Genomic DNA, 22,466 nt, shown 5'->3' with positions numbered 1-22,466 from the left:
CAGGCTGTGGCCACCAGACGGCCTGTCGGCAATCGCTCGGGGCGCGCCGCTGGCGACGGGGAACCGGTGGCGAAAAGCGGCGTGGCGGGGGCGCGACTACTCGGTCTCGGTCTCCGGTTCGGCGTCGGCGGCGGCCTCGTCGGTGGCGCCAGAGCCGTTGTCGGCCTCCGAGACGACTTCGTCGGCGGACTTGATCGTGTCCTCGGCGTCGGCTTCGGCGACAACCTCGTCGGCGGACTTGATCGAGCCGCCGATGTCGCCCTCCTTCACCGCGGCGGCCTCCTCCTCGAGGGCTTGGGTGTCCATCTCGGCGGCCTCGTCGATCTGGCCGAGGATGTCCTCGATGTCGTCGAGCCCGATCAGTTCCCGCGTCTCGGCGTCGAACTCCAGCGAGTCGAGGCCCTGACTGTCCTGCACGTCGGAGCCGGTCAACTGCTTGCCGTAGCGGCCGACGAGGCTGGTGAGCTCCTGCGGGAGGATGAACGTCGAGGAGTCGCCCTGCCCGATGCGCTCGAGCGTCTCCATCCCCTTGTCGATGATGGCGCGCTCGCCCATCGACTCGGCGGACTTCGCACGGAGCACGGTCGAGATGGCGTCACCCTGCGCCTCCAGGATCTGACTCTGCTTTTCACCCTGGGCGCGGATGATGTTCGACTGCTTCTCACCCTCTGCCTCCTCGATGGCGGAGCGACGTTCACCCTGCGCCTCCAGGATCATGGCGCGGCGACGGCGCTCGGCGGAGGTCTGCTGCTCCATCGCCTGCTGGACGTCCTTCGAGGGGTTGACCTCGCGCACCTCGACGGACTCGACGCGGATCCCCCACTCGTCGGTGGGCTCGTCGAGTTCCCGGCGGATGCGGGCGTTGATCTCTTGGCGCTTGTTCAGCGTGTCGTCGAGTTCCATGTCGCCCAGCACCGCACGCAGCGTGGTCTGGGCGAGGTTGGAGACGGCGACCTTGTAGTCCTCGACTTCGAGGAACGCCTTCTTCGCGTCCATCACCTTGATGTAGACGACGGCGTCGGCGGTCACCGGCGAGTTGTCGCGGGTGATCGCCTCCTGGCGCGGCACGTCGAGGGTCTGCGTCCGCATGTCGAAGGTGTACGTCCGCGAGACGAACGGCGGGACGATGTTGATACCCGGTTCGAGCAGTTTTCGGTACTCGCCGAACACCGTGAGCGCCTTCTTCTCGTAGGCGTCGACGATGACGATCGCCTGGTAGACGGCGACGATCGCGACGAGCAGGAACAGGATCCCGATCACCGCGGCGCCGATGCCGGCGACTTGGAGTGGTACGAGGACCATGGTGTAGCGCTTTGACCGTCGGGGCTTAAGCGTTCGCACGTTGTCACTCCGCGACCGCCGATCGGCCGACGGGAGCGAGGTGTCGACGGGCGCTACTCGCGCTCGGTCTCCAGTTCGGCGTCGTCGCGGTCTGCACTGCCGTCGTCGGCGGAGGCGGGGTCGCGCTCGCGCGCTCTGCGCTGGCGCTCGCGCGCCAACTCGCGGTCGATGTCGTCGACGCCGCCCTCCAGCGACTCGACGGTGAGGACGTTGCCGCCGCCGGGGTCGACCACCATCACCTCCGCGCCCTCGGGAATCTCTCCGTCGACCGAGCGGGCGCTGTAGAAGGGGTTGAACCCTCCGGCGTCGAGTTTCACCTCGCCGCCGGTTGGCGTGACGCGTTCGGTGACCCGGCCCGTCTCGCCGCGCAGCGACCCGGAGTCGGAGGTCTGCGCCTGCCCCTTCCCGCCGTACAGGTCGAGTTCGTGGTAGCCGTAGAACGCGAGTGCGCCGAACAGCAGCACGAGCACTGCGAGGACGAACGGGCCCGCGACGGGACCCAGCGCGAGCCCAACGAGGCCCGCCGCCAGCAGCGCGACGCCGACGACGATGAAGTTCGCGCCGGGTGCCAACGCCTCGGCGATAGACAGGCCGAGGCCGGCGGCCACCAGCAAGAGCGGGAGCGTCTGCGGACCGAGTAAGTCGAACTGGAGTAGCATCGGTGGGGGACTCGCGGGGTTACAGCGTCACCGAGAACACGAACAGCAGCGTGCCGAGCACGCCGGCGACGACGAACAGGGCGTTCTCGGCGTCGATCGACTCCGGCTCGATCGGCGGGTTCTGTGCGGCCTCGCGGGCCGCCTCCGCCTCGGGGCCGACCTCGTCGATCCCGAAGCGCCACTCGTTGCCGTCGGAGTCGACGTCGGGGCCCTGGCCGGCGCCCGTACGGGAGTCGTCGGTCATACCCCGGGGTAGCCGCGCGGTCGGTAAAGAGGTGTCGGGAGCGCGGATCGTTCGACGGCGCCGGACTCAGCGCTGGCGCGCGTGGCCGATCACGTCGCCCTCGTAGACGACTCCCCGCTCGGCGTCGACGGTGACGGTGGTGTCGTCGACCACGTCGTCGGCGAGGGGGGCGCCCGACACCATCGGGATGCCGACCTCGCGAGCGACGAGCGCGGGGTAGCCGGTCATGCCGGCGCGGGCGTCGATGATGCCGCCGAGTCGTTTGGTGTCACCCGTGAACTCCTCGTCGAAGTCGGCCGGGAGGTACGCGATGGCACCGTCGGGCATGTCGGTCAGGTCACCGTCCGGGACGCGCCGAAGCGGCCCGGAGATGCGCCCACCGACGACGTGGCGACCCGTCGCGATGGTCTCGGCGGCGACGTGGAGTTTCAGCGTGTTCGTCGTGTTCGTCCCCTCCAACTCCGTCATCATCCCGGAGAGCACGACGAGCGTGTCACCCGACTCGGCGACGCCAGCCTCTAGCGCCGCCGACACCGCCGAGTCCATGACCTGCTCGACGCTCGTGTGGTAGTCGGCGTACATCGGGCGCACGCCCCACGACAGCGCGAGTTGGCGCCGGACGCGGTCGTTCGGCGTCGTCGCGACGACGGGCACCGCGGGGCGGAACTTCGCGGTCTTGCGCGCGGTGTACCCCGACTCGGAGGCGGCGACGACCGCCGCGGCGTCGGTGTCGCGCGCGAGAAAGCGGGCGGAGCGCGCAAGCGGCTCCGTCCGGGACTCGGTCTCGGCCAGCGGGACGCGGTCCTCGCGCGTCTCGTCGTACTCGTGGCTGTTCTCGACCTGCCGGACGATGCGGTGCATCGTCTCGACGACGCGCACCGGGTGGTCGCCGATGGCCGTCTCGCCCGACAGCATCACGGCGTCGGTGCCGTCGAGCACGGCGTTGGCCACGTCGGACGCCTCCGCGCGGGTCGGGCGCCGCGAGTGGACCATCGAGTCGAGCATCTCCGTCGCCGTGATGACGGGCGTGCCCGTCTCGACGCACTTCCGGATGATGCGCTTCTGGATCATCGGCACGTCCTCGAGGGGACACTCGACGCCGAGGTCGCCGCGGGCGACCATCACGCCGTAGGAGGCGTCGATGATCCCGTCGAGATTCTCGACGGCGTCGGCGCGTTCGATCTTCGCGACGACGGGGACTTCGCCGGCGCCGCGCTCCTCCAGCGCGTCGGCGACGGCGTACACGTCGCTCGCGTCGCCGATGAACGAGGCGGCGACGAAGTCAACGTCGTGATCCTTCACGAGGTCCAGTTCCCGCTCGTCGGCCTCGGTGATCGTCGGGAGGCCCAGGTCGACGCCGGGGATGTTGACACCCTTCCGGGAGCCGAGTTCGCCGCCGGAGTCGATCCGCGCGCGAACGCCCTCGTCGGTGACCCCGCGGACGGTCGCCTCGATGCGCCCGTCGTCGAGGAGGACGCGGTCGCCCGGTTCGGTCTCGGCGATGGAGTGGCTCACGCCGACCGCTTCGGCGTCGGCGGTGTCGCCCTCGAAGAACAGCACCTCCGAGTCGGTCGCCAACTCGATCGGGTCGTCGATCTCTGCGGTCCGGACCTCCGGTCCTTGCAGGTCCAGCATGGCCGCCAGCGGTCCCTCGGTCGCGTCGTCGACGGCGCGGATCCGGTCGATCACCTCACCGCGGTGCTCGGTGTCGCCGTGGCTCGCGTTGAGTCGGGCGACGGACATCCCGGCGTCGGCGAGCGACCGGATCGTCGCTCGGTCGTCGGAGGCGGGGCCGAGCGTACAGACGATCTTGGCTCGTCGCATGGTCTTACTCGCTGGTGACGCGCGCGGGTATAAAGGTCTGCGGAGCGCAACTCGGGTCCGAGTGAACGGTTCGGCGGCTGGTGGCGGCGGGGGAGGGACGGACAGGTCGATAGAGCGGACCGGACGGACTGGCGGGCGGGATCAGACAGACCGATGGGCGTGACCGAACGGCCGGCTTACTGGGTGACCATCCACGTCGTGCCGGAGGAGTAGCCCCACTTCTCCACGTCGATGTCGGCGGCGGCGTCGATGACGGCGGCCATGTTGGCGCCGACCTCCTTCGCGGAGAGGCCGAGTTCCTCGGCGATGAGGCGGGACTTGAAGTACGTCTGCTCGGCGGCGTGCTCGCTGAGGTACGTGAGGATCCGGTGCTGCTTCTCGGTGAGGTCGGCGGCAGAGGTGGCGGCGTCCGCGTGCTGGGTCGTCTCGGCGGTACTCGTCGCGCTCATACTCACGGCTACGGTAGGCCGCCACATAGGGGGTTTGGTACACGGGGTTAACACGCCGCCGTCCGGGGATTACGCTGCAGCAACCGCCGTCGCTCGGTCGCCCGATCCGGTCGCTCGGTACGCTGGGTTAACACCGAGGTAAGCGCCGACTGACTTCGGCGGCGAGACGCGCCGAAGCGGTCGGATCGACGGCCACGTTGGCCGGACGCTGGAAGTACAGAAGGTACTTACGCCGGCGCCGGCCACCGTGGAGGTAATGAGCAGTCCGGACGACCCCCGCAGCGCCGCCGCGGACTCGGTCCGCGTCAGCGTCGTCCTCCCGGCGTACAACGAGGAGGCGACCATCGAGGGGACCGTCCGGACGACCGTCGAGACGCTGGAGGGGTTCCTCCGCACCGACGAGTTCGAGGTGATCGTCGCCGAAGACGGCTGCGACGACCGCACGCCGGACATCGCCGACCGCCTCGCCCGCGAAGACGACCGCGTCCACCACGTCCACAGCGACCGCCGATTGGGGCGCGGCGGCGCGCTGGAGTTCGCGTTCGACCGCGCCCGCGGCGACACGCTGGTGTACTTCGACACCGACCTCGCGACGGACATGCGCCACCTGGAGGAGTTGGTGGCGCGAATCGAACGCGACGGCTACGACGTGGCGACCGGGAGCCGGTGGATGCCCGGCGACGAGGCCGACCGCCCGGCCAAACGGGGGGTGCCCTCGCGCGGCTTCAACCTCCTCGTGCGGACCGTCCTCCGGTCGGACCTACGCGACCACCAGTGTGGGTTCAAGGCGCTGTCTCGGGAGGCGTTCGCGGAACTCCACGACGCGGTGGAAGACGAGCACTGGTTCTGGGACACCGAACTCCTCGTGCGGGCCCAGCGCCGCGGGATGCGGGTCGCCGAGTTCCCCGTCGAGTGGGAGCCGAAAGGCGACTCGAAGGTCGACCTCGTCCGCGACGTGTTCGGGATGGGGAGTCAGATCGTCCGGCTGTGGTGGCAACTGTCGGTGTCGCCGCGGATCACCAGAACCCGGACCGTCGCCGCCGGCGCCATCCTGACCGTCGCCGCGCTCGCGCTGATGACGGTGTACCTCGACCCCACCCAGGTGCTCGCGGCGTTCCGCGGCGCCGACCCGCTCCCAGTGCTCGCGGCGACGCTCGTGTACGTCGTGTCGTGGCCGCTGCGGGGACTCCGTTACCGCGACATCCTTGGGGAGTTGGGGTACGACGAACGGCTGGGCTTCCTCACGGGCGCGGTGTTCATCAGCCAGACGGGCAACCTCGTGTTCCCGGCCCGCGCCGGCGACGCTGTGCGCGCGTACGTCGTGAAAGCCCGACGGGGAATCCCGTACCCGACGGGGTTCGCCTCGCTGGCCGCCGAACGGGTGTTCGACCTCCTCACGATCACGGCGATGGCGGGCGCCGTGCTGGTGGGCCTGCTCGCGACCGACGGGACGGGCGCGGTCGCGACGGCGGTGTCTGGCAACGTCCCCGGCGTCTCCGCAGGCGCCGTCTCGACGGCGGTCCAGGTCGCCGCGTTCGTCGGCGTCGTCGCCGTCGCCAGTCTCCTGTTCATCGTCGCGACCGCGCGCAGCGACACCAACTACGTCCGGTCGGTCGTCTCCCGGTTCTCTGAGGACAGTTACGTCGAGTACGTCGTCGGCGTGATCGAAGAGTTCGCCGCGGGCGTGCAGACCGTCGCCGGGACGAAGGCGTCGTTCGCCCGCGTCGGCGGCGTCTCGGTGCTGGTGTGGACGCTCGACGTGGTGACGGCGCTGCTCGTACTCGCGGCGTTCCCGGACGCCGTGACCGCGATGACGCTCACTCAGTTGGTCGTCGTCGGCTTCTTCGCCGTCTCCGTGGGCAACCTCGCGAAGGTGCTGCCGCTGTCACCGGGCGGGATCGGACTGTACGAGGCTGCCTTCACTGCGCTCGTCGTCGGCTTGGGTGGCGTCCCCGCGGCGGTGGCGTTCGCCGCGGCGGTGCTGGACCACGCGGTCAAGAACGTCGTCACGGTGGTCGGCGGCGTCGCCTCGATGCTCGGCCTCAACGTGTCGCTCACCGCCGCGGTCGACGAGACGGAGGACCTCGACGAGGGTGACGCCGAGGCGACCGCGGAGTTCGCGACCGACGACTGACTCAGTAGTGGTCGGTGACGAACGGGCCGAGCGCCCCAGCGACTGCCGTGCGGAGCGCGTCGGTCCGGTCGACGCGCCCGCCGGTCAACGCGCCCGCGGCACCCTGCTTCTTCGCCACGTCGTTCTCGCCGAGCACGTCGTCCATCACCGGACCAAGTTCCTCACCGCCGCGGACGCGGCTCGCGATGGAGCCCGGGAGGACGAGGCTCGGTCCGGTGCCGAGGCCGATGCGGTCGCCGTCGGTGACGGCGGCCCACATCACGAGGAACAGGTCGCCGTCGTCCCCATCGCTGTCGTACGTCGCGACGCCACCTTCGATGCCGACGCCGAGGTCGTAGCTCGCGGCGTCGCCGTCGGGAGTCGCCGCCACCACCGCCTCCGCGCGGTTCACCGCGCCGCGACGTGTCTCGTCGGTCCCGCGCGGCTGTTCGCTCACGCCCGAGGGGACGGGACACGCCTCGACGACCGCACCGTCGCCGAAGCCGTCGGTGCCACCCACGGCTCGTTCGGTCGCCTCGCGCTTCACTGGGTTCCCTGAACCGACGCCGATCCGCATACTCCGACGTTCACGCGGGGGGTGGAGTGTCTTGCCTTCTGCGGCGCCCGGTCCCGAAGTCGGTCCTACGCTCGCCGAGGGTTCTTGTGGGATGCCGGGACCACCGTCGGCGTGCCGAGCGACACGACCCCCGCCGACCACACGCGTCCGGTCCGCGAGACGCTCCGCGCCTTGGCGACCGGCGAGCGGCCGGACGGACCGTCGGACGCCGCCCGACTCGTCGCCGACGCGGAGGCGGCGATGGAATCGGTCGAGAGAGCCGCCGCGTTCGCTGAGGACGGCGGGTTCGGGCGGCTCCGGTCGGTCGCCTCCGACGCCTCGGACGATCGGATCGCCGGTCGCGCTCGGGAGGTGCTCGACGCGCTGGCGGCGTACAGAGCCGCCTATTGCGAGGTGTGCGACGGCGACGAGTGCGACGGCGACGACAGCGACGGTGACGGCGACGACAGCGACGGTGACGGCGACGACAGCGACGAGTCCGCGGACCACTTCCACTCCACGCACGACAGTCATATCCCGCGAGCGGAACTACCCGACCGTAACTGATGACGCGGATCATCCACACCGGCGACACCCACATCGGGTATCGCCAGTACCACTCCCCCGAACGACGTGCGGACTTCCTCCGAGCGTTCGAGCGCGTCGTCGCGGACGCCGTCGACGACGACGTGGACGCGGTGGTCCACGCGGGCGACCTGTTCCACGACCGGCGCCCCGACCTCCCCGACCTGCTCGGCGTGTTATCTGCCCTCCGTGAGTTGGACGACGCCGGCATCCCCTTCCTCGCCGTCGTCGGCAACCACGAGTCGACGCGCGGCGGCCAGTGGCTCGACCTGTTCGAGTCGCTCGGGCTGGCGACGCGCCTCGACGACGCGCCGACCGTGGTCGGCGACACGGCGTTCTACGGGCTCGACCACGTCCCCGAGAGTCAACGCCACAAGCTCGACTACGCGTTCGCCCCGCACGACGCCGACGCGGCGGCGCTGGTGAGCCACGGCCTGTTCGAGCCGTTCGCGTACGCCGACTGGGACACCGAGGAGGTGCTGGAGCAAGCGACCGTCGACTTCGACGCCGTCCTCTTGGGCGACAACCACGCCGCCGACACGGCGGAAGTGCTCGACACGTGGGTGACCTACTGCGGGTCGACCGAGCGTGCCTCGGCCAGCGAGGAAGACGAGCGCGGCTACAACCTCGTCGCGTTCGGCGCAGACGCCGAGGCGGGCGACGACGCTGTCGACATCCGCCGACGCACGCTGGAGACGCGCCCGTTCGTCTTCGTCGAGGCCGAGTTGGGCCAGGGCGAGGGCGTCGACCGCGTCCGCGACCGCGTCCGCGAGTACGACGTCGACGACGCCGTCGTCATCGTCCGCGTGACCGGCGAGGGTGAACCGATCGCCCCCGCTGCAGTCGAGGAGTTCGCCAGCGAGCGCGGCGCCTTAGTCGCTCGCGTCACCGACCGACGAGAGGTGGAGACGGACACCGAGGTGTCGGTCAGTTTCGCCGACCCTGACGAGGCGGTCCGCGAGCGCGTCTCCGACCTCGGTCTCTCCGAGGCCGCGCTAGACGTGGACGACGTGGTGCGCGGCGAGTTCGCGGACTCGAACGTCCGCGGCGAGGTGAAGCGACGGATCGAGGAGCGACTCGCGGCAGGCGACGACGGAGGAGACGCCGACGGCGCCGCTGGGGCGGACGCCGACACCTCCGACGAAACCGCGACTGACGACACCGAGCCGCCCGAGGACGCCACCGACGCGGGTGGCGGCGACCCGGAGGAGCCCGCGGCACCGGGCGACGACGGACAGCTCACGCTGGGTGATTCGCGATGATGTTCGACCGGATCCGGCTGCGCAACTTCAAGCCGTACGCTGACACGGATCTGCGGCTCTCCGACGGCGTCACCGTTATCCACGGACTCAACGGCAGCGGGAAGTCGTCACTGCTGGAGGCGTGCTTCTTCGCACTGTACGGCTCGAAGGCGCTCGACGGCACGCTTGCCGACGTGGTGACCAACGGCGCCGAGGAGTGCGAGGTTGAACTGTGGTTCACCCACGACGGGCGCTCGTACCACGTCCACCGGGAGCTGAAGCGGTACGGCGACCAGATCCAGACGACGACGTGCACCCTGGCGTCCGACGACGAGGAGGTCGTCCGCGACGGCGCCCGCGAGGTGCGCTCGTTCGTCGCCGACCTGCTCCGCATGGACGCGGAGGCGTTCGTCAACTGCGCGTACGTCCGGCAGGGCGAGGTGAACAAGCTCATCAACGCCACGCCGACCGAGCGCCAGGACATGATCGACGACCTCCTCCAACTGGGTAAACTGGAGGAGTACCGCGAGCGCGCCGGCGACGCACGCCTCGGCGTCGAGGACGTGCTCTCCGAACGCCGCGGTGAGCTGTCCGGCCTCGACGAGCAGGTCGCACAGAAGGAGGAGAAGGACCTCCACGCGACGCTGAACTCGCTCCGCTCTGAGCTGACCCAACTCGACGAGAAGGTGGAGAACTACGAGGCTCAACAACGGAAGGCCGAGACGAGTCGCGACAACGCGCAGGAGATCCTCGACACCTACGAGGAGCGCCGCGACGAACTGGAGACGCTGGAGTCCGAAATCGACGACCTGGAGGCGACGATCCGCGAGGACGAGGCGGAGCGCGAGCGCCTCGGCGACCGCGTCGCCGAGACGCGTGACCGCATCGAGGAGTTGGAGGCGACGCTGGAGTCGCGCCTCGACGCCGTCGAGGTCGCCGACGCGGCACCCGAGACGCTCACCGAGCGCCGCGACGAACTCGACGACCGCGAGGGCGAGATCCGCGACTCGCTGCGCGAGACGCGCTCGCAGGCGGACGCGCTCGCCACGCAGTCGGAGAACCTCGCCGAGAAGGCCGACGAGGCGGAGTCCCGCGCGAGCGAGAAGCGCGAGCGGGCCGGGAACCTCGACGACGACGCCGAGGAGGCCGCAGAGACGCTCGCCGAGCGCGAGGCGTCGCTGGCTGAGTTGAAGACCGAACGCGCCGAGAAGGTCGCCGCGTTCGAGGACGCTCCCGTGGACGTGGGCGACGCCGAGTCGTACCGCGAGTCGGTGTCGGCCGACCTCGACGAGGTTCAGGCGGCGATCAACGAGACGACCGCCGACCTCCGGACCGCCGAGTCGCGGGTCGAGGAGGCCGAGCGACTGCTCGACGAGGGGAAGTGCCCGGAGTGCGGACAGCCCGTCGACGACTCTCCACACGTCGACACGCTCGACGAGGACCGCGAGCGCGTCGCCGAGTTGGAGGCGGAACTGTCGGACTTGCGCGAACGCGAGTCGTCGCTTTCGGACGACCTCGACCGTGCGAGTGACCTCGTGTCGATCGAGAACCGGCTCTCACAGATCGACGACACCCGCGAACTCGTCGAGGACGGCATCGAGGAGAAGGAGAACGAGGTCGCCGAGAAACGCGACCGGGCCGCGGAGTTGCGCGAGGAGGCGACGACGCTTGAGACGGAGGCCGAGGAGAAGCGCGAGGCGGCGGAGACGCAGGCCGAGCGCGCGGAGGACGCCCGCGAGGACGTGGCGGACCTGGAAGCAGACCTCGACGACGTGGACGCCGCGCGCGAGCGCTTGGACGCCGTCGAGTCGACTCGCGAGGCGATAACGGACGCGGAGGACGACGTTGACCGCCTCGCCGAGAAGCGCGCGGTCATCGCCGACCGAAACGACGAACGGCGGGAGTTCCTCGCGACCAAGCGCTCGCGGCGCGACGACCTCCGCGAGCAGGTCGACGACGAGGAGGTCGAGGCGGCCCGCGAGAGCCTGAGCAAGGCCGAGGACTACATCGAGCGAGTGACCGACGCGCTCGCGGACCTGCGGGACCGCCGCGACGACCTCACCAGCCGGATCGGTGGCGTCGAGAACGAGTTGGACGAGTTGGAGGCGTTGCGCGACCGCCGCGACGAGTTGGCCGCCCGGGTCGACGAGTTGGCGGCGCTCCACGAGGAGACCGAGGAGTTGGAGGCGATGTACGGCGACCTCCGGGCGGAACTGCGCCGCGCGAACGTCGAGAGCCTCGAACGGATGCTCAACGAGACGTTCGAACTCGTGTACGGCAACGACGCCTACTCCCACATCGAGTTGGACGGGGAGTACGAACTCACCGTCTACCAGAAGGACGGCGAACCGCTCGACCCCGAACAGTTGTCTGGCGGCGAGCGCGCGCTGTTCAACCTCTCGCTGCGCTGTGCCATCTACCGCCTGCTCGCGGAGGGCATCGAGGGCGCCGCGCCGACGCCGCCACTCATCCTCGACGAGCCGACCGTCTTCCTCGACTCCGGTCACGTCTCTCGGCTGGCCGACCTCGTCGACGAGATGCGCGGCTTCGGCGTCCGCCAGATCCTGATCGTCAGCCACGACGACGAACTCGTCGGCGCCGCGGACGAACTCGTGCGCGTGGAGAAGAACCCCACCTCGAACCGGTCGACGGTCGAGCGCGCTGCCGACCCGTCACTGGAGGCGGTGGAGGCGGAACTGAACGCCGACGACTGACTCCGGTCGGTGCGGGTGCGGCCAGTCCTACTGGCCGCGTTCTCGGAAGCGCTCGACCGACGACAGCGCCGCCTCGGTCGGTTCGTACCCACGTTCTCCGGCGACGGTGGTCTCGGTGAGCAGTCCGGCGGCACGGAACTCCGTGAGCACCCCAAGCAGGTCTGACTCACACAGATCGTACGAGTCGAGCAGAGTGCGCACCGACAGCGCGCCCCGGTCGGCGAACTCCACGAGCAACCCGAGCGCGCGCTCGTCGCGACACGCCAGGATGGCCCGCCGAACCTCGGGCGCCAGCCCGCTCGCCGCCGCCGAGAGCGGCGACTCGCTCTCCGGTTCGAGGTCCTCGTTCGGGAGGTGTCGCTCTTCGCCGGTCTCGGGGTCGCGCACCAGACTGGACTCCGCGGACCGCTTGAGCAGGAGGTAGCGAGTGCCGTCGGCGTCCGTGACCGTCTGCATGGTCGTGGGAACCACTCGTGTGTGAAAAGGCGTGTCGGTGGCGGCGGTCAGCCGTCGCCAGTCGGCCGTCGCCGGTCAGTCGTCGCCGGAGCCCTCGGAGGCGCCGTCGTCGCTGGCCGCCCCGCCGTCGTCGTCGCGACGCTTGAACGCCCGGCGCGTCTGGTACACGCGGAACCCGGCGAGCAGGCCGACGACGAGCGCGGCGCCGCCCCACCGGAGGTCGCCGCGGAACCCGATGAGCATGAGCCCCAGCGAGACGCCCAGCAGGGCGACGTTCGCGTAGACGACAGCCGTCCAGAACGCCCCCGAGATGGCGGGGTCGACCGTCGAGGCGTCGGGGAGCGAGTCGGCGGGGTTCTCGACGGTGGGTACCTCGACCCGCGGACCGCGATTCTCGGCCTCGGAGGCCTGCCGCTCGAGCCCGAACAGGTCGCCGTCCTCGTCGTCCTCGCCAAGCACGGCTCACGGTAGGCGAACCGACGGCAAAAGGGTTGGCAGACGGTCGAACGCTCAGTCCCTACGCGAGGTCGGCGAGCGTCACCGCGGTGCTCGCCTCGACCCACGCGAGGGGGTTCTCGGCGTCGTAGAGCACCGTTCGCCCGTCGTCCTCGTACGCCTCGACCGTCTCGACGGCCTCGTCCGGGCTCGCGCCCGAGCGCTCCAACGGGGAATCGGATGCGTGGGTCATGTCCACCTATGGTACATCTTGACACGGTATATGCCTTTCCGTGCCGGCCGACCTCGCCACACCGGTCCAGTCAGGCGATTGCAGCGATCGTGTAATCAGGAATTACCCCGTGGAACGATGGGCTTACTCGGCCCCGCCCGGCGACGGACGCGGGCCGAGGGGAGGGCGAAGGGGAGGTTTTTACCGGCCACCGGCAAAGGCCCGGCAATGAGCGATTCGCAGGCGGGTCTCGGCGACTTCGCCGGCGGCGGAGACGCCGCCGACGATGGCGGCGACGGGGGCCGCCCGGACGAGGAGGCGGCGTACGTCGCGGGCGCGGGACAGGGACGGGTGAGCGCGGTCGTCGACCGCGAGGACATCGTCGTCCCCGACGCGAGCGGGGCGGTGGAGCTGATGGTCACTGCGGTCGACTACACCGTCGAGGGAACCGGGGCAGAGGAGTACCCGGTCGTCCACGTGTTCGGTCGTACGGCCGACAACGAATCCGAGCACGTTCGCGTCCTCGGCATCGAGCCGTACTTCTACGTCCCGACGGCGGACGTCGAAGACCGCTCGCTCGTCGAGGAGTACGACGTGATCCTCGACACGCGCGAGGAGAACCCCGACGGGGAGCGCTTCGAGTCCATCCGCGGCACCCCGGTGACGAAGGTCGTCGCCCGGACGCCCCGCGACGTCGGGCAGATCCGCGACGACTTCGAGCGGACGTACGAGGCGGACATCCTGTTCCCCAACCGCTTCCTCATCGACTACGGCGTCACCTCCGGCATCCGCGTGGAAGAGCGGCGCCTGGAGGACGGCAGCGACCGGATGCAGGTGACGCCCGACCACCTCGAACCGTGCGAAGTCGACGCCGACATCCGGGTGAACACCTTCGACATCGAGGTCGACGACCGCAACGGATTCCCCGAGGACGGCGAAGAACAGATCGTCTGTCTCACCTCTCACGACTCCTACCGCGACGAGTACATCGCGTGGCTGTACGACGCACCCGTCGGCGGCGTCGACGCACCCGAGGCGCTCGCTGGGTACGAACAGATCGGCGACGAGGACGCCACCATCGAGGTGCGCACGTTCGCCGAGGAGGACACGATGCTCGACGCGTTCGTCGGCTACATCGAAGAGACGAACCCCGACGTGCTGACGGGGTGGAACTTCGAGGACTTCGACGCGCCGTACTTCATGGACCGCTGTGAGGTGCTCCAGTCGGGGAGCGACTACGACCTCTCGCCGGACCGCCTCTCGCGCGTCGGCGAGACGTGGCGCTCCGGGTGGGGCGGCCCGGACGTGAAGGGCCGCGTCGTGTTCGACCTGCTGTACGCCTACCAGCGCACGCAGTTCTCCGAGTTGGAGTCGTACCGCCTCGACGCGGTCGGCGAACTCGAACTCGACGTGGGGAAGGAGCGCTACACCGGCGACATCGGCGACCTGTGGGAGCAAGACCCCGAGCGCCTGCTGGAGTACAACGTCCGGGACGTGGAACTGTGCGTCGAGATCGACCGTAAACAGGACGTCGTCGACTTCTGGGACGAGTCGCGCAAGATCGTCGGCTGCCAACTGGAGGACGCTCCGACGCCCGGCGACGCGGTCGACATGTACGTCCTGCACAACGCCTACGGGCGGTTCGTCCTCCCGACGAAGGGCCAACAGGACGGCGAGGACTTCGAGGGTGGCGCCGTCTTCGAGCCGATCACCGGCGTCGAGGAGATGGTGTCCGTGCTGGACCTGAAGTCGCTGTACCCGATGTGTATGGTGACGATCAACGCCAGCCCCGAGACCATCGTCGAGGACCCCGAGTCGTTCGAGGGGGAGACGTACCGCGCCCCCAACGGCACGCGGTTCCGCAAGGAGCCAGACGGCATGATGCGCCGGATGATCGACGAGTTGCTCACCGAGCGCGAACGCCTGAAGGGCGAGCGCGACGCCCACGAGGTCGGCTCCGACGCGTACGACCAGTACGACCAGCAGCAGGCGGCGGTGAAGGTGATCATGAACTCTCTGTACGGCGTCTCCGGCTGGGAGCGCTTCCGTCTGTACGACAAGGACAACGCCGCCGCGATCACCGCGATGGGCCGCCGCGTCATCGAGTTCACCGAGGAGGCCGCCCGCGAAATCGACCACGAGGTCACGTACGGCGACACCGACTCGATCATGCTCGCGCTCGGCGACGACCTCACGACGGAGGAGGCGATCGATCAGTCGTTCGCCATCGAGGAGCACATCAACGGGCGCTACGACGACTTCGCGCGCGAGGAGTTGGACGCCGAGGAACACCGCTTCCAGATCGAGTTCGAGAAGCTGTACCGCCGGTTCTTCCAGGCGGGCAAGAAGAAGCGCTACGCCGGCCACATCGTCTGGAAGGAGGGCCACGAGGTCGACGACATCGACATCACCGGCTTCGAGTACAAGCGCTCGGACATCGCGCCGGTGACGAAGCGCGTCCAGAAGCGCGTCATCGAGATGATCGTCCACGGCGAGGACACCGACGAGATCAAAGACTACCTCCACGACGAGATTCAGCGCTTCCTCGACGGCGACGCCGACTTGGAGGAGGTGGGCATCCCCGGCGGCATCGGGAAGCGCCTGGAGGCGTACGAGACGGACACCGCGCAGGTGCGCGGCGCGAAGTACGCGAACCTCATGCTCGGCACCAACTTCCAGCGCGGGTCGAAGCCGAAGCGCCTCTACCTCCGCAAGGTCCACCCGGACTTCTGGGCGCGCATGGAGGACGAGGAGGGCCTCGATCCGTCGCAGGACCCGCTGTACGGCGAGTTCAAGCGAGACCCGGACGTGATCTGCTACGAGTACGCCGACGAGGTGCCCGACGAGTTCGAGGTCGACTGGGACAAGATGCTCGACAAGACGCTCAAAGGCCCCATCGCGCGCATCATCGAGGCGCTGGGGATGTCGTGGGACGAGGTCAAGAGCGGCCAAGAGCAGACCGGGCTCGGCAGCTTCATGTGACCCCGACCGGGCGACACGACGCCCGGATCTTTTCCGAATCGGAAAACGATTTTTCGTGTGAAAGAATCGCATGGCCCCTCATGCGAAACCTTCATGCGTCGAACGACCCCATCGACGCGTAGAGGCGTACACACGAATATGGCGACACTCAAACTCGAAAACCTCCAGGCGCAGGTCGCGGAGACGGGCGAAGAGATCCTTCGGGGCGTCGACCTCGAAGTGAAGCAGGGCGAGATTCACGCCCTCATGGGCCCGAACGGATCGGGCAAGTCGACGACCGCGAAGGTCATCGCCGGTCACCCGGCGTACGAAGTCACCGGCGGCTCTGTCACGCTCACGCTCTCCGAGGAGGACGTGGCGGACATCGACGCCGACGTCGACGAAGAGGACCTGACGTGGGAGCTTCTGGAACTGGAGCCGAACGAGCGCGCCGCGCTCGGCATCTTCCTCGGCTTCCAGTACCCCGCGGAGATCGAAGGCGTGACGATGGTGAACTTCCTTCGCCAGGCGCTCAACGCCAAGCTGGGCGAGCGCGAGGAGCTGTTCGAGGACGACGACGAGGAAGTCGACGCCGAGGACGACTCGGGCTACGACACTTCGCCGATGGAGGGGCCCGCCGACGACGGCGACGTGGGCGTCGCCGAGTTCCAGCAGCTCCTGAAGGAGAAGATGGAGCTGCTCGACATGGACGAGAAGTTCGCCGAGCGCTACCTCAACGCCGGCTTCTCCGGCGGGGAGAAGAAGCAGAACGAGGTGCTCCAGGCCGCGATCCTCGAGCCGTCCATCGCCGTGCTCGACGAGATCGACTCCGGGCTGGACATCGACCGCCTGCAGGACGTCTCGAAGGGCATCAACGCCCTGCGCGACGAGCAGAACACCGGCATCCTCCAGATCACCCACTACCAGCGCATCCTCGACTATGTCGAGCCGGACCACGTCCACATCATGCTGGACGGCAAGGTCGTCAAGTCGGGCGACGCGAGCCTCGCCGAGCAGCTCGAGGACAAGGGGTACGACTGGGTCCGCGAGGAAGTCTACAACGCGGCGTAACCAGTCATGGTTACTGAACAGCCTAATGCGCACACGCCCGTAAACATCATCAACACATGAGTTCGGATCAGGACCACCTGAAACAGACAGACACCGAGGAACGCTTCGACTTCAAGAAGGACTCGAAGGAGGCGTTCCGGAGCGAGAAGGGGCTCACCGAGGAGACGATCCGCGCGATCTCCGAGGACAAGGACGAGCCGGAGTGGATGCTCGAGCGGCGCCTGCGCGCGCTCAAGCAGTACCACGAGATGCCGATGCCGACCGACTGGCCCGGACAGCCGGACCTGAGCGAGGTCGACGTCGACGAGATCGTCCCGTACATCCGCCCCGACGTCGACGTCCGCGGCGGCGTCGACGACTGGACGGAGCTCCCCGACGAGATCAAAGACACGTTCGACAAGCTGGGCATCCCGGAGGCCGAGAAGAACGCCCTCTCGGGCGTCGGCGCCCAGTACGAGTCGGAGGTCGTCTACCAGAACATGCAGGAGCGCTGGGAGGAGAAAGGCGTCGTCTTCTGCAACATGGACGAGGCCGTCCAGGAGCACGAGAAGCTCGTTCGCGAGCACTTCATGACGACCTGTGTCCCCCCGAGCGACAACAAGTTCGCCGCGCTCCACGGCGCGGTCTGGTCCGGCGGGTCGTTCGTCTACGTCCCCGAGGACACGACCGTCGACATGCCGGTGCAGGCGTACTTCCGGATGAACTCCGAGGGGATGGGCCAGTTCGAGCACACGCTCATCATCGCCGAGGAGGGCTCTGAGGTCCACTACATCGAGGGCTGCTCGGCGCCGAAGTACTCGGCGTTCAACCTCCACTCCGGTGGGGTCGAGGTGTTCGTCAACGAGGACGCTCACGTGCAGTACTCGACCGTGCAGAACTGGTCGAAGAACACGTACAACCTCAACACGAAGCGCGCCATCGTCGAGAAGAACGGCCGGATGGAGTGGATCTCCGGCTCGATGGGGTCGAAGGCGACGATGCTGTACCCCTCCTCGATCCTGAAGGGGCGCGGCGCCTCCGACAACCACATCACCATCGCGTTCGCTGGCGAGGGCCAGAACATCGACACCGGCGCGAAGGTGTACCACAACGCGCCAAACACGAAGTCGACCATCGAGTCGAAGTCCATCTCGAAGGACGGCGGCCGCACGAACTACCGCGGTCTCGTCCACATCGCCGACGGCGCCCACGGCTCGTCGACGGCGGTCGAGTGTGACGCGCTGATGTTCGACAACGAGTCCACCTCCGACACCATGCCGTACATGGAGATCAACGAGTCGACGGTGGACGTCGCCCACGAGGCGACCGTCGGGAAGATCGGCGACGAGGACGTGTTCTACCTGCAGTCGCGCGGCCTCGACGACGACGACGCCAAGCAGATGATCGTCTCGGGGTTCATCGAGCCGATCACGGAGGAACTGCCCATCGAGTACGCCGTCGAGCTCAACCGGCTCGTCGAACTGGAGATGGAGGGCTCGCTCGGGTAATCCGAGTCCCACGTCTCACCCACACACGCACACAATGAGCACACAGCTACCCGCAAGCATCTCCGAGGAGACCGTCACAGAGATCTCCGCGGAGCGAGACGAACCGGACTGGCTCCTCCAGACGCGCCTCGACGCGCTGGCGGCGCTGGACGACCTCGACATGCCGAGCGTCATCGAGACGCCGGGGCGTCGCTGGACGAACCTGGAGGGGCTCGACTACGAGTCGCTCGTCGACCCGCTCGACCAGAGCGACGAGACCGAACGCGTCACCGCCGAGGGCGTGGAGGTCCTCGACTTCGAGACGGCGGTCGCCGAGCACCCGGCACTCCTGAAGGAGCACTTCGGCTCCGTCGTCGACCCGCAGACGAACTACCTCACGGCGCTGTCGACGGCGCTGTTCACCACGGGGACGGTCATCTACGTCCCCGAGGGCGTCGACGCCGAGGACGTGAAGGTGCGCGCCGAGATGAACAGCCGCTCGCTGTTCAGCCACACGCTGGTCGTCACCGAGGACAACTCCTCGGTCACGATCCTCGAGCGCATCTCGAACGGCGACGGCGACGTGGACGGCGACCGCTACTTCAGCAACCTCGTCGAGATCGTCACGGGCGAGAACTCGTACGTCCAGTACGGCTCGCTCCAGAACCTCGACGAGGACGTGTACAACTTCACGCTGAAGCGCGGCGACGCGAACACCTACGCCACGATCAGCTGGATCGAGGGGAACATCGGCTCCCGGCTCACCCGCTCGGACATCGAGACCGAACTGACGGGTGACTCCTCGGAGACGAAGATCGTCGGCGCGTTCTTCGGCCACAACGACCAGCACCTGGACATCAACGCCCGCGTCTGGCACCACGGCGAGCACACGACCGCCGATCTGGTCACCCGCGGCGTCCTCGACGACGAGGCGCGCTCGGTGTACGAGGGCGTCCAGGACGTCGGTCGCGACGCGTGGGACACCAGCTCCTACCAGCGCGAGAACACCCTGATGTTGAGCGACGACTCCGAGGCCGACGCCTCGCCGAAGCTCATCATCCACAACCACGACACCGAAGCGTCGCACTCCGCGACGGTCGGCCAGGTGGACAAGGAGGACCTGTTCTACATGACCTCCCGGTCCATCCCGGAGAACACCGCGCGCAACATGCTCGTGGAGGGCTTCTTCGTCCCCGTCTTGGAGGAGGTCGAGGTCGACGAACTCCGCGAGGACATCGACGACCTGATCGTCGCGCGCCTCGACTGAGGCCCGCGACCGCCGCGGTTCCGTTCCGAACTCACTCCGCGGTTTTCGGCGGCCCGTCTTCACCCACCGGCGAGCGACGGCGCCGCCCTGTCAGTCACCGCCTGCGACGGTCTCCGCCTCGAACGACACGCCGGTCCCCTCCAGTCGGTCGATCAGCGGGAGTCCGATTCCGGACGCCGGCGTCAACACGCCACCGTCGTGGGGCGAGTCGACCTCGCCACGCGCGAGACAGATCGCCGACTCGCCGAGCATCCGACACGTCGACCCGTAGCCGGGGTCGCGGTCGCCGCGGACGGTCGCCTCGACTGTGTACCCGCCCGGATACTCGTCGGAGGCACCCGTCCCGCGCAGGCGGACCTGGAAGGAACTCCCCTCGATGGTCTCCTCGTCGGGGCCGTCGCCCGGGTCGGGGAGGACGTAGCGGTCGAGCGCCTCGCGGAGCGGCCCGACCGCCAGCGCGCCGGCGAGCAAGCCCTGGCCCGCGGCGAGCCCGGCGGCGGTCGCGGCTCCCGTCACGCCGTCGCCCGTGCGGAGCGCCTCGCCGTAGCGGAACGTGTGGCCCCACGGGTAGCCGAGGAGGGCGTTCGAGCGGCGGACGACTGGCTCGTTGATCTGTGCCATGACGAACGGCGCGGTCCAGGTGTCGCGCTCGCGGTCGTAGCTGACCCCGCGCTGTGGCCGCTCGGCACGCGCGTCGCGACTCTCGGGCGGGTCGAGCGCACGCGGGACCGCGAGGATCCGTCGGACGTCACGGTCGGCGGCACCCTCGCGGTACATCTCGACCATGCTGGCGACGGTGCCGCCGCTGAACGCGCCGCCGCGGATGGAGACGAGTCCCCGAACCTCGTCGCAGTACGCACCGAACTGCTCCTCGGCGTGGGTCTGGAGGAGCAGGGTGCCCAGGTCGCTCGGGACGGAGTCGAAGCCGCAGCCGTGGACGATGCGCGCGCCGGTCTCGGTTGCCCGGTCGTGGTGCTCGTCGATCATCCGGCGCATCCAGTGGACCTCGCCCGCGAGGTCGCAGTAGTGGGTGCCCTGCTCGACGCAGGCGGCGACCAACTCGGACCCGAACGTCGCGTACGGGCCGACAGTTGTGCAGACGACTGCGGTTCGCTCGGCGATGGCGTCGAGGCTCTCGCGGTCGAACGCGTCGCCCGTGAGGAGGTCGAGCGAGGCGAGTTCGTCGCCGTGGTCGGCGACCACCTCGTCGCGGACGGCCGCGAGGCGGTCCTCGCTGCGTCCCGCGAGCGCCCAGTCGAGGTCGGTCGTCCCGTACCGCCCGGCGAGGTAGTCGGCGACGAGGCGACCGGTGAAGCCGGTCGCGCCCCACAGGACGACGTCGTAGTCGCGGTCGTGCTCGGACATGCTCGTGCGTCGACACTCGACCGGCCCACCAATCAGCGTTGCCACCGGCGTCGTCGGCTCAGTCGCCGCCGAACACCGCCGTCCGGCGCGCCCGGCGACCGAGTCGGAGGAGCGCCGGGAGCGCCGCGAGCGCGAGGAGGAACTCGCTCCCGCCGGCGACGACGAACGCGGCTGTGAAGCCGTACTCGGCGGCGACGGCACCGCCGACGAGCGATCCGGCGAGGAACCCCAGACTGCCGGCGGCGTTGAAGCCGGCGACGGCGGCGCCGCGGTCGGTGTCGGCGGCGAGGTCGACGACGAGCGCGAGCGTCGCGGGCGCCATCAGCGCGCCGAGGACGCCGACCGCGACCATGGCGAGCGCGACGAGCGGGACCGTCGGCGCGAACCCGACGGCGACCACGACGAGGCCGTACACGGCAGATCCCGCGGCGACGGGGAGGACGCGCCCGACGCGGTCCGACAGCAGACCGAACGGGTACTGGAGCAGGGCGAACGGCGCGAAGAAGGCCGCGAGCAGGAGTCCCGTCTGGCCGGGGCCGAGGCCGAACGCCTGCCGAAAGTAGAGGGTGCCGACGAGAGCGAAGAAGCCAGCCGTGAGACGGTCGACGAAGGCGAAGGCGTACGGCACCGCGAGGTCGCGGCGCTCGCGCACCCCGGTGAACAGTGCCGCGAGGCCCCCGTGACGGCGGCCCGACTCGCGGTCGCCGGCGCCGGGCGGTCGGTCGGGAATCGTGAGCGCACCGACGGCGGCGACGCCGAGCAGTCCGGCGGCGGCGTACAGCGGGACGGCGGTGCCGACCTCGAACAGTTGGCCGCCCAGCGGTGCGCCCGTGGCCGTGCCGAGGCCGATGGCGATTCCTGCGATCCCCATGTTGCGACCGTTGCCGCCCGTGCGGTCCGCGAGCGCTGAAATTGCAAGCGAGAGTGCCCCGACGGTCGCCCCGCCTTGGAGGGCGCGGAGGACCAGCGCACCGGCGAACGGCAGGCTCTCGCCGGCGGCGACCGCCAGCGCGAGGTAGCCGACCGCCCCGCCCGCCGCCGCGAGGGCGACCAGCCGTCGGCGCTCGCCGAGGCGGTCCGAGAGGCTCCCCCACGGACCGGCGAAGACGGCGAAGGCGGCGAACTCGACGGCGAGGAACAGCGTGGGGGCGGCGACGCCCGTCCCGCCGAACGACGCTGCGAGGATGTCGACGCCCGGGTAGACGAGCGTCTGGGCCAGCAGCACCGCGTACACGACGAGCGCGAGCGCGAGACGGTCGCGACCGACGTGCCCGTCGCGGTCGTCGGTCGCACGCCCCGTGTCCATGCGGGGGCGTTGTTCACGGGTGGGCTTGAGCGTTCGGCGTCGCGGTCGGGGTGCCGGTCGTCGCGATAGTCGTCACCGTGGTCGGTGGGGTGGCGCCTCAGGGGGCCGAAACGCCGGAGGTCGGTGGGTTGGCGTCGGCCGTCGAGCGACCGCGCGCGGGTAGCGAGGGGAAGGCTTACGG

The 22,466-nt window shown here is 69.3% G+C and carries 19 protein-coding genes; 8 read left to right on the top strand and 11 right to left on the bottom strand.

What is annotated here, in order from left to right:
* Positions 1–96: 96 nt before the first annotated feature.
* From P0R32_RS12695 to P0R32_RS12675, 5 genes are all read right to left on the bottom strand, one after another.
* Positions 97–1,302 carry an SPFH domain-containing protein gene (locus P0R32_RS12695; protein WP_276237389.1) on the bottom strand — a complete coding sequence of 402 codons (1,206 nt, stop codon included), beginning with the start codon at positions 1,300–1,302 and terminating at the stop codon, positions 97–99.
* A gap of 92 nt (positions 1,303–1,394) precedes the next feature.
* A complete protein-coding gene (locus tag P0R32_RS12690) occupies positions 1,395–2,000 on the bottom strand; it encodes an NfeD family protein (RefSeq protein WP_276237388.1) in 606 nt (201 codons plus the stop codon).
* Between the two features lie 19 nt (positions 2,001–2,019).
* Positions 2,020–2,244, bottom strand: coding sequence for a DUF7312 domain-containing protein (locus P0R32_RS12685; protein WP_276237387.1), 225 nt, complete (start codon positions 2,242–2,244; stop codon positions 2,020–2,022).
* 66 nt (positions 2,245–2,310) lie between these two features.
* Entirely contained in the window at positions 2,311–4,068 is a 1,758-nt protein-coding gene (gene pyk / locus P0R32_RS12680) for a pyruvate kinase (RefSeq protein WP_276237386.1), read from the bottom strand.
* A 176-nt stretch (positions 4,069–4,244) separates the two neighbouring features.
* On the bottom strand, positions 4,245–4,517 hold the full coding sequence (locus P0R32_RS12675) for a DUF7123 family protein (RefSeq protein ID WP_276237385.1): 273 nt from the start codon (positions 4,515–4,517) through the stop codon (positions 4,245–4,247).
* Between the two features lie 256 nt (positions 4,518–4,773).
* Here P0R32_RS12675 and P0R32_RS12670 point away from each other — a divergent pair, with 256 nt between their 5' ends.
* The gene (locus P0R32_RS12670; RefSeq protein ID WP_276237384.1) at positions 4,774–6,651 is read left to right on the top strand and encodes a flippase-like domain-containing protein; all 1,878 of its coding nucleotides are present in this window, start codon (positions 4,774–4,776) and stop codon (positions 6,649–6,651) included.
* Position 6,652: 1 nt separating this feature from the next.
* On the opposite strand, the gene P0R32_RS12665 is transcribed toward P0R32_RS12670, so the two are convergent.
* The gene (locus P0R32_RS12665) at positions 6,653–7,207 is read right to left on the bottom strand and encodes an inosine/xanthosine triphosphatase (RefSeq protein WP_276237383.1); all 555 of its coding nucleotides are present in this window, start codon (positions 7,205–7,207) and stop codon (positions 6,653–6,655) included.
* A 111-nt stretch (positions 7,208–7,318) separates the two neighbouring features.
* On the opposite strand from P0R32_RS12665, the gene P0R32_RS12660 reads away from it, so the two are divergent.
* The 3 genes from P0R32_RS12660 to rad50 are packed head-to-tail and all read left to right on the top strand — an operon-like array spanning position 7,319 to position 11,726.
* Positions 7,319–7,753, top strand: a complete 435-nt coding sequence (locus tag P0R32_RS12660) for a DUF7966 family protein (RefSeq protein ID WP_276237382.1) — start codon at positions 7,319–7,321, stop codon at positions 7,751–7,753.
* The gene (gene mre11 / locus P0R32_RS12655) at positions 7,753–9,033 is read left to right on the top strand and encodes a DNA double-strand break repair protein Mre11 (protein ID WP_276237381.1); all 1,281 of its coding nucleotides are present in this window, start codon (positions 7,753–7,755) and stop codon (positions 9,031–9,033) included. The genes P0R32_RS12660 and mre11 overlap by 1 nt, the downstream gene beginning before the upstream one ends.
* A complete protein-coding gene (gene rad50, locus P0R32_RS12650; RefSeq protein ID WP_276237380.1) occupies positions 9,030–11,726 on the top strand; it encodes a DNA double-strand break repair ATPase Rad50 in 2,697 nt (898 codons plus the stop codon). Before mre11 ends, rad50 begins: the two co-directional genes overlap by 4 nt.
* A gap of 27 nt (positions 11,727–11,753) precedes the next feature.
* Here the strand turns inward: rad50 and P0R32_RS12645 are convergent, their stop codons facing one another.
* From P0R32_RS12645 to P0R32_RS12635, 3 genes are all read right to left on the bottom strand, one after another.
* Positions 11,754–12,182, bottom strand: a complete 429-nt coding sequence (locus P0R32_RS12645; RefSeq protein ID WP_276237379.1) for a DUF7346 family protein — start codon at positions 12,180–12,182, stop codon at positions 11,754–11,756.
* A gap of 75 nt (positions 12,183–12,257) precedes the next feature.
* The gene (locus P0R32_RS12640; protein WP_276237378.1) at positions 12,258–12,641 is read right to left on the bottom strand and encodes a DUF7322 domain-containing protein; all 384 of its coding nucleotides are present in this window, start codon (positions 12,639–12,641) and stop codon (positions 12,258–12,260) included.
* A 58-nt stretch (positions 12,642–12,699) separates the two neighbouring features.
* Positions 12,700–12,870 carry a DUF7331 family protein gene (locus tag P0R32_RS12635; protein ID WP_276237377.1) on the bottom strand — a complete coding sequence of 57 codons (171 nt, stop codon included), beginning with the start codon at positions 12,868–12,870 and terminating at the stop codon, positions 12,700–12,702.
* Positions 12,871–13,077: 207 nt separating this feature from the next.
* On the opposite strand from P0R32_RS12635, the gene P0R32_RS12630 reads away from it, so the two are divergent.
* The 4 genes from P0R32_RS12630 to sufD all read left to right on the top strand — a co-directional run bounded on the left by P0R32_RS12630 (position 13,078) and on the right by sufD (position 19,614).
* A complete protein-coding gene (locus P0R32_RS12630; protein WP_276237376.1) occupies positions 13,078–15,831 on the top strand; it encodes a DNA-directed DNA polymerase in 2,754 nt (917 codons plus the stop codon).
* A gap of 138 nt (positions 15,832–15,969) precedes the next feature.
* A complete protein-coding gene (locus P0R32_RS12625; protein WP_276237375.1) occupies positions 15,970–16,881 on the top strand; it encodes an ABC transporter ATP-binding protein in 912 nt (303 codons plus the stop codon).
* Between the two features lie 56 nt (positions 16,882–16,937).
* Complete coding sequence (gene sufB / locus P0R32_RS12620; RefSeq protein ID WP_276237374.1) at positions 16,938–18,368, top strand: Fe-S cluster assembly protein SufB; 1,431 nt, start codon at positions 16,938–16,940, stop codon at positions 18,366–18,368.
* Positions 18,369–18,402: 34 nt separating this feature from the next.
* On the top strand, positions 18,403–19,614 hold the full coding sequence (sufD, locus tag P0R32_RS12615; RefSeq protein ID WP_276237373.1) for a Fe-S cluster assembly protein SufD: 1,212 nt from the start codon (positions 18,403–18,405) through the stop codon (positions 19,612–19,614).
* Between the two features lie 90 nt (positions 19,615–19,704).
* Here sufD and P0R32_RS12610 read toward each other — a convergent pair whose 3' ends face one another.
* Both P0R32_RS12610 and P0R32_RS12605 read right to left on the bottom strand, forming a co-directional pair.
* Positions 19,705–20,979, bottom strand: coding sequence for a saccharopine dehydrogenase family protein (locus P0R32_RS12610; protein ID WP_276237372.1), 1,275 nt, complete (start codon positions 20,977–20,979; stop codon positions 19,705–19,707).
* Positions 20,980–21,037: 58 nt separating this feature from the next.
* Complete coding sequence (locus P0R32_RS12605; RefSeq protein WP_276237371.1) at positions 21,038–22,285, bottom strand: MFS transporter; 1,248 nt, start codon at positions 22,283–22,285, stop codon at positions 21,038–21,040.
* Positions 22,286–22,466 lie beyond the last annotated feature (181 nt).

The organism is Halobaculum marinum, from assembly GCF_029338555.1.
Classification (GTDB): domain Archaea; phylum Halobacteriota; class Halobacteria; order Halobacteriales; family Haloferacaceae; genus Halobaculum; species Halobaculum marinum.
The sequence above is the reverse complement of the archived record's forward strand: the minus strand, read 5'-3'. Positions and strand labels throughout refer to the sequence as shown.